Below are 208 nucleotides of genomic sequence, written 5' to 3' on the forward strand. Positions count from 1 at the left end.
CACCCATTTTTACAGATACCCCGCCACACGCAGGCGCTCAAACGCGACATCTGATTCATGATCCATTGCCCGGCCTGCACGTTCGGATGTCTAGCTGTTTTCAAACTCAGCAATCACTTCCGCCACAGTGGACGCATTGCTCTCAACCGGACTTGTAATGTCTTGGTCACCCAATGAGCGGTAACGCTTGCCACCCTTGGCAAAATAC

General features: G+C 52.4%; 1 pseudogene. It reads right to left on the reverse strand.

The annotated features are described in order from the left end of the window. Nucleotides 1–9 precede the first annotated feature (9 nt). Nucleotides 10–208: pseudogene (locus KB213_RS12710) on the reverse strand (sulfate adenylyltransferase subunit CysD); the annotation flags it as partial.

This window comes from Neokomagataea anthophila (assembly GCF_018122595.1).
In the GTDB taxonomy this organism is placed as follows: Bacteria; Pseudomonadota; Alphaproteobacteria; order Acetobacterales; family Acetobacteraceae; genus Gluconobacter; species Gluconobacter anthophilus.